This window comes from Neisseria sp. P0022.S010, from assembly GCF_051956635.1.
The window spans coordinates 1-8383 of the sequence record NZ_JBQCXF010000110.1 but is presented as its reverse complement, the minus strand read 5'-3'; the positions used below and the strand labels follow the sequence as shown (position 1 = coordinate 8383).

11 protein-coding genes and 1 pseudogene are annotated in these 8383 nt (G+C 48.8%); 8 read left to right on the top strand and 4 right to left on the bottom strand.

Features of this window, described 5'->3' with window-relative positions:
• From ACTHUT_RS10640 to ACTHUT_RS10610, 7 genes are all read left to right on the top strand, one after another.
• On the top strand, positions 1–215 hold a 215-nt coding region (locus tag ACTHUT_RS10640; RefSeq protein WP_440418783.1), incomplete at its 5' end, for an ACT domain-containing protein.
• 330 nt (positions 216–545) lie between these two features.
• Positions 546–845, top strand: a complete 300-nt coding sequence (locus ACTHUT_RS10635; RefSeq protein ID WP_440385571.1) for a hypothetical protein — start codon at positions 546–548, stop codon at positions 843–845.
• Entirely contained in the window at positions 846–1196 is a 351-nt protein-coding gene (locus ACTHUT_RS10630; RefSeq protein ID WP_440418782.1) for a hypothetical protein, read from the top strand.
• A 79-nt stretch (positions 1197–1275) separates the two neighbouring features.
• A complete protein-coding gene (locus ACTHUT_RS10625; protein WP_231288058.1) occupies positions 1276–1602 on the top strand; it encodes a purine permease in 327 nt (108 codons plus the stop codon).
• Positions 1603–1671: 69 nt separating this feature from the next.
• A complete protein-coding gene (locus ACTHUT_RS10620; protein WP_107696962.1) occupies positions 1672–1995 on the top strand; it encodes a dimethyl sulfoxide reductase in 324 nt (107 codons plus the stop codon).
• 85 nt (positions 1996–2080) lie between these two features.
• On the top strand, positions 2081–2485 hold the full coding sequence (locus tag ACTHUT_RS10615; protein WP_440385569.1) for a hypothetical protein: 405 nt from the start codon (positions 2081–2083) through the stop codon (positions 2483–2485).
• Positions 2486–2655: 170 nt separating this feature from the next.
• The gene (locus tag ACTHUT_RS10610; RefSeq protein WP_440385568.1) at positions 2656–3090 is read left to right on the top strand and encodes a hypothetical protein; all 435 of its coding nucleotides are present in this window, start codon (positions 2656–2658) and stop codon (positions 3088–3090) included.
• A gap of 76 nt (positions 3091–3166) precedes the next feature.
• Here ACTHUT_RS10610 and ACTHUT_RS10605 read toward each other — a convergent pair whose 3' ends face one another.
• Both ACTHUT_RS10605 and ACTHUT_RS10600 read right to left on the bottom strand, forming a co-directional pair.
• Complete coding sequence (locus ACTHUT_RS10605) at positions 3167–3607, bottom strand: DNA polymerase III subunit chi (RefSeq protein WP_440385567.1); 441 nt, start codon at positions 3605–3607, stop codon at positions 3167–3169.
• Between the two features lie 37 nt (positions 3608–3644).
• Positions 3645–6131, bottom strand: coding sequence for a heavy metal translocating P-type ATPase (locus ACTHUT_RS10600; RefSeq protein WP_440385849.1), 2487 nt, complete (start codon positions 6129–6131; stop codon positions 3645–3647).
• Positions 6132–6492: 361 nt separating this feature from the next.
• Between ACTHUT_RS10600 and ACTHUT_RS10595 the strand changes: the two genes are divergently transcribed.
• Positions 6493–6618, top strand: coding sequence for a hypothetical protein (locus tag ACTHUT_RS10595; RefSeq protein ID WP_003678791.1), 126 nt, complete (start codon positions 6493–6495; stop codon positions 6616–6618).
• Positions 6619–6684: 66 nt separating this feature from the next.
• Here the strand turns inward: ACTHUT_RS10595 and hflX are convergent, their stop codons facing one another.
• Both hflX and ACTHUT_RS10585 read right to left on the bottom strand, forming a co-directional pair.
• Entirely contained in the window at positions 6685–7845 is a 1161-nt protein-coding gene (gene hflX, locus ACTHUT_RS10590) for a GTPase HflX (RefSeq protein ID WP_440385566.1), read from the bottom strand.
• Positions 7846–7889: 44 nt separating this feature from the next.
• A pseudogene (locus ACTHUT_RS10585) lies at positions 7890–8383 on the bottom strand (glycosyltransferase); the annotation flags it as partial.

The following is an 8383-nucleotide window of genomic DNA, read 5'->3' as shown; positions in this document are numbered from 1 at the left end:
ACGGCGACGACACCGTATGCAAAGTCTCCGCAGTCGGCTTGGGCATGCGTTCACACGTCGGCGTAGCCGCCAAAATCTTCCGCACCCTCGCAGAAGAAGGCATCAACATCCAAATGATTTCAACTTCAGAAATCAAAGTATCCGTCCTGATTGACGAAAAATACATGGAACTGGCCACCCGCGTTCTGCATAAAGCATTCGACTTGGGCAACTAATTCCAGCCAATCAAAAAGGCCGTCTGAAACTTTATTGTTTCAGACGGCCTTTTTATTCCTATCGCATCAACCAACAATATCTTAATAAAAAATCTACTTTAGTTCAAAACAGCATAGCCAACCTTATTACCCTTGTTAATTTCATTATATACATTCAAAAATTTATAACCATCCATCTTTGCCGTTTAATTCCAAAAACATACCACTTAACCTAATTTATGAAAAATAAACAAATTTGTAATAAAATAGAACAAAAGTACAAATAATTATCTACACTCATCAATAAAAACAAATTTTCCCGTTTCCCCTAACTTAAGAAGGAATCCTAATATGAACGTATTAAACAAATTCGGTATGCTGATCTTGTCCGCTTCCCTACTGGCAGCCTGCGGCGACTCCGGCAATAAAGGCAGCAGCGACAAACCGGCAGAACAAGTTGCCCAAAGCGAATCTAGCCCGGCCAACAAATACGAAAAAGCTTTGAGTGAATTCCCTGAAGCAGATCCTAAGCTGGCCGAGCCTATCGTTATTTCCGATAAAAAATCTCCAGACGGTCTTGCCGAATTGCAAAAATTCATTCACTTCACCACCGGTGAAGAAGCTCAAAAAATTACTCAGCTAGGCCTATAATTGCAAAACTTGGCTAACCAAAATAAAGAAAAAGAAGCTTTGGAGCAGATGAACAAACTGACTGCCGCACTGGAACAATTCCATCAGAGCGCAGCTGCCCTCGATATCAAAGATCCTGAAATCAAAGCAGTTCTGGATCGTGCATTACAAGTCAGTAGTGCTGCCAACAACATGATGATTTATGCCGGCAAACATGCTTCTGAGCTGACTATCAACGGCAAAGATAAAGATTCGCTCAAATTTGCCAATGATTTCCAAGAAAAATCTCAAAAATTGCAAGAAACCCTGCGTGCAGCCAATCAAGAATTACAAAAAGCAGCCGAAGCTTTAGGTAAAAAATATTCCCAATAAGCCTATTGTTTCCGATAAATAGCGGTGGTATCGGCAATATCGATACCACCTTTCCAAACCCTAAGTCAGATTGAATACAATGAACAATCTTAATCCTTCACTCCCCTGCCCACACTGCCATGCTCCGATCCAAGGCGGATTGGTTAAAGGTTTGGCCGCAGTCAAAGAATGTCCTTCCTGCCATAAAAAAGTCAAATTCAAAAAGCCGCCTGTCGGCGAATATTTCAAAGCTTTGCTGAAGCCTTTCGCTATTTTTGTAGTCGTTGTCTGCATCGTAGCGGCAATAATGATCAGCCTGTTTGGTACATTCCCCCCATATATCAGTACGGTATTAGTTATCGGCTTTCTCGTCTACTACATTATCCCGATTCAAAACAAACTTTCATCTTTTGAAAAAGACGAATAAACATATACGTTGCCCATCCAACCCGCTTTTCCGGATGGGCAATGCCTTATCCAGCCCGATAAAAAAACGATGAAACCGTCCCCATTCTCTTGCCCGCATTGTTCCAATCCGATTCGAGGTAGTGCATTCAAAGGATTGAAAAGTATTAAAGAATGTCCGACCTGCCACAAAAAAGTCCGCTATAAGCAACCGACTGCAAAAGAAATCCGCCAAGCGACATGGAAAAAGAGCGTTATTTTCCTTGCCCTGCTGACCTTATACCTTGCCTTTCTGATTGCACTATTGCGCGCAGATATTCCTTTTACGTATCTTATCCTCCCTATCATGATCTATTTGGTTGCAGTCTTCCAGCCTGCCATCATCAAGCTTTCTTCATTTGAGAAAGACGAATAGTCTGCTTTCAGACGGCCATCGCCTTTAATGACAAGGTTTGGCCGATACCGATTTTAATCCTTATCCTCTCCAAGGCTTTTATTACATGAAACGTCCAATCCCTGTTACCATCGCCGCAGTTCTCTATTTCATCCTAACTGCCCTTACTTGCTTTATCACTGTTGCTCTTGCAATTTATTCGGGCGATGTACTGATAGAGGTTGCAGCCTTGGCATTCCCTTTCCTGCCTTGGTGGCTGTCTATGCCCCTATACTTCATACTCCTTTCCTTGCCGGTATTTATTGCCGTCGGCCTGCTTTCAGGCAACCGTTCTGCCCGTTGGCTGGCTGTTGTGCTGGCGGCCGCTTCGCTGATCATGGTGTATAGCGATATGGCGAGCTATAGTTCTCAACAAATCATTATTCAATCCATACTCCACCCTGTTTTGCTGCTCCTCATCTTCAATCCGGTATCCAACCGCTATTTCGCCAATGCGGTCGCAAAAACCTAATTCTGAACCATCGGATTTTGACTTCAAAAAACTTAAGGCCGTCTGAAACCCTTGCCCTTACGCAAATCTTTTTCAGACGGCCTAAAATAGAATGGCTGGTAGCCCTTCATACAAGCAGTAATGCGTTTCCCTTAGCAGCTTTAAATACCAAACTGTAAGCAAACAAACCCATGAAATCCGTTTTTCCTATTTTCTTTATCCTGCTCAACTTATTCTTTATCCTTTATTTACCACGCAAACTATCCATATGGGTCCGGTTTGCGCTTTACCTGTCTATCGGTGGGCTGTTTTATTTATGGATATCCAACAAATCTGCCCTGACCTCCCTATTTGCACACACCCTGTCATTGCAGCCATTCGACGTATTTCATGAGACAATCGGTTTTTCATTATTGGTTACTATCTTCCTCAATCTGTTTGACTTGCTTGCCGTACCTTCGATTGTCCGTTTCCCCAACTTAATCCTCAAAAATCCCCAACACCACCATCAGTCTGTTCAATGGTATCTTGCCAATACTTCCCTTTTCGAACGCTTTTTCCACTATTTCTACGCTTTCTGCTGTTGCCTCATATTTTATGGCATATGGCGCGAAGCCTTCCGATAATCAATCTAAAAAATAAAGGGACATCATCAAAATGTCCCTTTGTTTATATTCAGACGGCCTTGAATATCTTCAATCCTCAATCCTTTCCTTCTCTCAAAAAATGCTCAATCTCAAATCCGCTCTGACGATAAGCTCGGAAACGGTCTCTGGCTTCGGCCAAATCTTCTAAGCTGTTGCCCACAATTTCAAGGATACGGTTTGGAATCGCCGGGGCTTGGCTCCAGAAATCGGCAGACAGGTTTAAAACCGTGCAATCCTGCGGAATATTCGGTAATGCGTTTCCAAACGCAAGCAATACCGGCGTTTCAGACGGCATGGGGTCGGTAGGCAGCCAGACTTCATGCGGAATAAAGCTTTCGGGAATCTGCTGCCACAAATCAATGTCGAGTTGCTGCACTGCCGCGGCAGAATCCGACCACACCAAAATCTGCCCGCCATCGCGTATGGCGCGCGCAATCAGGCGGCAGGCAAAGGCAGCCGGTCGGGCTACGTGTGTATAAAAAGTGGCTTTAGGCATGGCGTATTCTTTCGTTTAGGCAATGGATTGGCCGTTTTCAGACGGCCTTTTTGGTTTTCAACAATCTCAAGGCATTGCCCAACACCAGCAGCGAGCTGAAACTCATGCCGAGCGCGGCGATCCATGGGGTCACGTAACCAAACACGGCCAGAGGAACGGCAACCAGATTGTATGCGCTCGCCCAAGTCAGGTTTTGGCGGATGATTTGATGGGTGCGGCGTGCCTGTTCCATCATCACGGGCAAAACGTTCAAATCGTCATTGAGCAAAACCACATCGGCACCGTCTCGCGCCACATCGGCACTCGTGGCCACGGCGGCCGACACGTCGGCTTGGGCGAGGACGGGGGCGTCGTTGATACCGTCGCCGATCATCATGACTTTACGCCCTTGTTTTTGCAGATTTTCCACATAAGCCAGCTTGTCTTCCGGCGTGGCTTCGGCACAATAGGCATCCAAACCCAGCTCTTGCGCGACTTGGGCGACGGCAGCCTGACGGTCGCCGCTTAAAAGGTGCAGACGGATGCCGTGTTGCTTCAGGTTTTGCAGCATTTCAGCGGCGCTGTCTTTGATTTGGTCTTCCAGTAAAAAGGCCGTCTGAAAACCGCTTTGATTGCCCAAGAAAATAATGCCGCCTGTGTGGTCGATATAGGTAAAGGCTTCGGGCAGATTCCCGGCAATTTCCGCAACAAACGCCGCTTTGCCCAAAGCCCACACTTGGGTTTCGCCATACAATTCGATTTGCGCGCTGACGCCGTGTCCGATACGGTTGACCCGTTGCTGCACTTTCACATCAAGCGCGGATACAGGGCCGTCTGAAAGCGTATGGTTTAAAATGGCACGGGCGATGGGGTGTTCGGATTGCTGCTCCAATGCTTGGGCAATAGCAAGGGCTTGGGCTTCGTTCAGACGGCCTGCGGACAACATCCGGCTGACGGAAAGCTGCCCTTTGGTCAGCGTACCGGTTTTGTCGAACACGACATCGTCAATTTGGGCAAGGGTTTCCAGGCTTTGTTTGCCGCTGATGAGAATGCCGTCTTTGGCCAGTGCACCGGTCGAAGCGGCCAGCGCGGTCGGAGTGGCAAGCGACAAGGCGCACGGGCAGGTAATGACCAGCAGGGCAACGGTAATCCATAAGGCAGTGTGCGCGTCGGCATACCAAGCCCAGCCGATAAAAACGGGAATAGCAAGCAAAAGTTCGCCAAACACAAAACTGGACGCGTATTTTTCTGCCAACTCGGCGGCACGCGGTTTTTGCGCCAGCGCGCGGTCGAGCAGTTTGACGATATGGGACAGGCGCGTGTTGCCGCCGGTATGGTCGGTGCGGATGATTAAAGGGCTGCTGGTGTTAAGCGTGCCGGCGGTTACTTTTTCAGACGGCCTTTTCACGATGGGTAGGCTTTCCCCGGTCAACATGGCTTCGTTAACTTCGCTCTCGCCGGACAAAACCGTACCGTCCACCGGAATGACTTCGCCGGGCTTCACAACAATCGTATCGCCGATATTGAGGCGGACGACTGCGGCTTCCTCGATGGCTTCGCTTTCAGGATAAGCAGGCAAACGGTGGCAGAATGCCGGAACCAGTTTGACCAACCGCTCCGCCGCATCGCCTGCTTTGCGTCGGGCAATCTGTTCCATAAAACGCCCGCCCAACAGGAAAAACAGCAGCATGGCGATGGATTCAAAATACATGCCCTGCCCTGCATTGGTGGCCAGACTGTAAATACCGGCGATAAAGGTCATTACAATGGCAATGGCAATCGGCGTATCCATGCCGACACGGCGGTTTTTCCAGTCGCGCCATGCGCCGCGGTAAAACGGCAACGCGCTGTAAAACACAACGGGCAACACCATCAAAAAGCCGCCCCAATGCAGAATTTCCAAATAAAGCGGCTCAATGTCGCCACCGTAAAAATAAGTCGGCAGGGCAAACATCATCGTCTGCATCATACCCAGACCGGCCACGGCCAATCTGACAATAAACTGCTTGCGCTCTTTCTGCGCCTGCGCTTCGATTTTTTGCGCATCATAAGGCGCGGCGGTATAACCGGTTTGGCGGATTTTCAGCAAAATATCCGACAATTCGATGTGGGCGCTGTCCCACACCACGCGGCAGCGGTGTGTGCTGTAATTCAAATCCACACGCACCACGCCCTTCATGCGCAGCAACTGCTGCTCAATCAGCCACACACACGCGGCGCAGGTAATGCCGCCCAGCATCAATACCGCCTCGCGTTCATCCCCAACGCCTACCTCGACAAAGTCCGCCTGCACTTCGGGCAAATCGTACAGCTTTAATTGCGACAACACTTCCGGCGGCGGCAATTCGGATTTTTCCGCGTCGGCGGTACGCTGTTTGTAATAATTGCCCAAACCGGCATCAATAATACTCTGCGCCACCGCTTGGCAGCCTGCACAGCAGGTTTCATGTTCTTCGTCTTCAAAACGAACCGTCAGATGCAGATGCTCGGGGACTTCAAGCCCGCAATGGAAACAGTTTTTTTGGGGATGTGTGGGAGATGTCATCATGTGTTCGATTTATTTTTCAGACGGCCTGAAACAACCGTCCCAGGGTGTTACATTTTAGCAAAAAGCGTTTTTCCGCCTCTTTTCATTCAATTTTGAATTAACAGGCTGTCGGATTTTGTAAAAAATATGGAAAACAAAGCATTGACCGTTTATCAAACGATGAACGGTAACATATAAATACCGTTTATCTTTAAAAACTTCCGATTATTTTAATGTAAAAATGGAACTTTTTTAAAAATCCCGATACATTCTTTGTTGACCTCAATCCATTTAAGCAGCATACTTTAGGTATTCCGCGAAGACGGAAATCAAAAAACACACATTTACTTATAAAACTAACTTATTGGGAAACCTCACCATGATTGATCGCCTTATGCCTATTTTTGCCGTTATCGGCATTTTGTCCAGCACCGTATACCTGAGCCTCGCCGCTTGGATGCTTTACGAAAGCGTGTTCAAAAAGAAAAGCCCTCTGTCGGCATAATCCTCAGATTTAGAATTTTACGGTAAGGCCGTCTGAAGATTCAGACGGCCTTGTTTCATTTAAACATCAAGTATTCGGCTGTACGGCCAATTCAATCATCGCTTCACGCAAACCGTCCAAGCCCAAACTTTCGGCAACGGAAACATTCACGCCGACCGCCTGTCCGGAATTGTCGCGCAAAATGCCTGCTTCACGCATACCCGACGGCAGCAAATCGATTTTGTTGTACACCACCAATTGCGGAATTTCATGCGCGCCGATTTCTTCCAAGACCTCGTTGACATCGTCCATTTGCCGTTCAAAATCGGGATTGGACGCATCAACGACGTGCAGCAGCACATCCGCCATCGCTGTCTCTTCCAAAGTAGCGGAAAACGCCGACACCAGCTTGTGCGGCAAATCGCGGACGAAGCCGACGGTATCGGTCAAAATCACGCTCGCCTCGTGCGACAGGAAAAGCCGGCGCGCAGTGGTATCCAAAGTGGCGAACAACTGGTCTTTCGCCAATACGTCCGCTTTAGTCAAACGGTTGAACAGGCTGGATTTTCCGGCATTGGTATAGCCGACGATGGCAAAGGTTTTCAGACGGCCGCTCATGCGCGATTTGCGGCGCGTGGCACGTTGTTTGCGGACATCGGCAAGCTGTTTTTTCAATGCCGTGATTTTTTGCCCGATTAAACGGCGGTCGGTTTCCAACTGGGTTTCGCCCGGCCCTTTCAAGCCGATGCCGCCCTTCTGACTTTGCAAATGTCCATAACCGCGTACCAGCCGTCCGCTCAAATGGTTCAGCTGAGCCAGCTCCACCTGCAACTTACCTTCCTGCGATTGGGCGCGTTTGGCAAAAATCGCCAAAATCAAACCCACTCTGTCAAGGACACGGCATTGAAGCTCTTTTTCCAGATTACGCTCTTGTGTCGGCGTGAGTTCGTGGTTGAACACGACCAACCCGACATCATGCTGCTTGACCGCTGCCGCCAATTCTTCCGCCTTGCCCGTACCGACAAATAAAGCCGGATGCGGTTTGTCGCGACGCGAAGTTTCGATAGAAACCAAATCGCCGCCGGCCGCGCCCACCAATTCTGCCGCTTCGGTCAAGGCCGTCTGAAAGCCGCGCTCACGCGTTTCGTTTGCGCCGGAATAGTCCGCCGTCAACATCACGCCGACCAAGAGGACGCGTTCGGGCTTTTCCAAAGATTTATCGACGGAAAACAGATTGCGCTTGCTCAAAAAAATTCCTTTCAGACGGCCTGACGGCTGGGTCAAAATCCTGATTAACGGTTTTTCAAAATATCGGCAAAATATTCGGTTACTTCCGCCAAACGTCCGCCCTGCGCTGCATAAGGCTGCATGACGGCCACCAGCTGCTCCAACACTTCGCGCGTTTCAGTTTGCGCGTGTTCGCGGTAGAGCCACATATTTTGCATGGTCACCGTGGTCAATGCCTCGCGTACATTAAGCAGGAGCAAGTGTCGGCAAGACTCGTAGCCTTGGCGAAAATCGCCGGCCGCATAGGCGGTAACCGACAATTCATAGTCGATGTCCAACTGATAAACATTGCTTTGGACAAAAAGAATATCATCTTTAGGGAAAGGAATGCGTTTCGCCATCAGGCCGATCGCATGGGAAATGCGGTATTTCCCTTCCTGGCGCAGCATGGTTTGCGCAAGGTAGAGACACTCGGCACGGCGCGGGTTGTAATCGTAGCCTGCCAACCAAGTCGCCAAGGCTTCATCGCGTTTGCCCATTAATTTGTAGCACTCGCCCA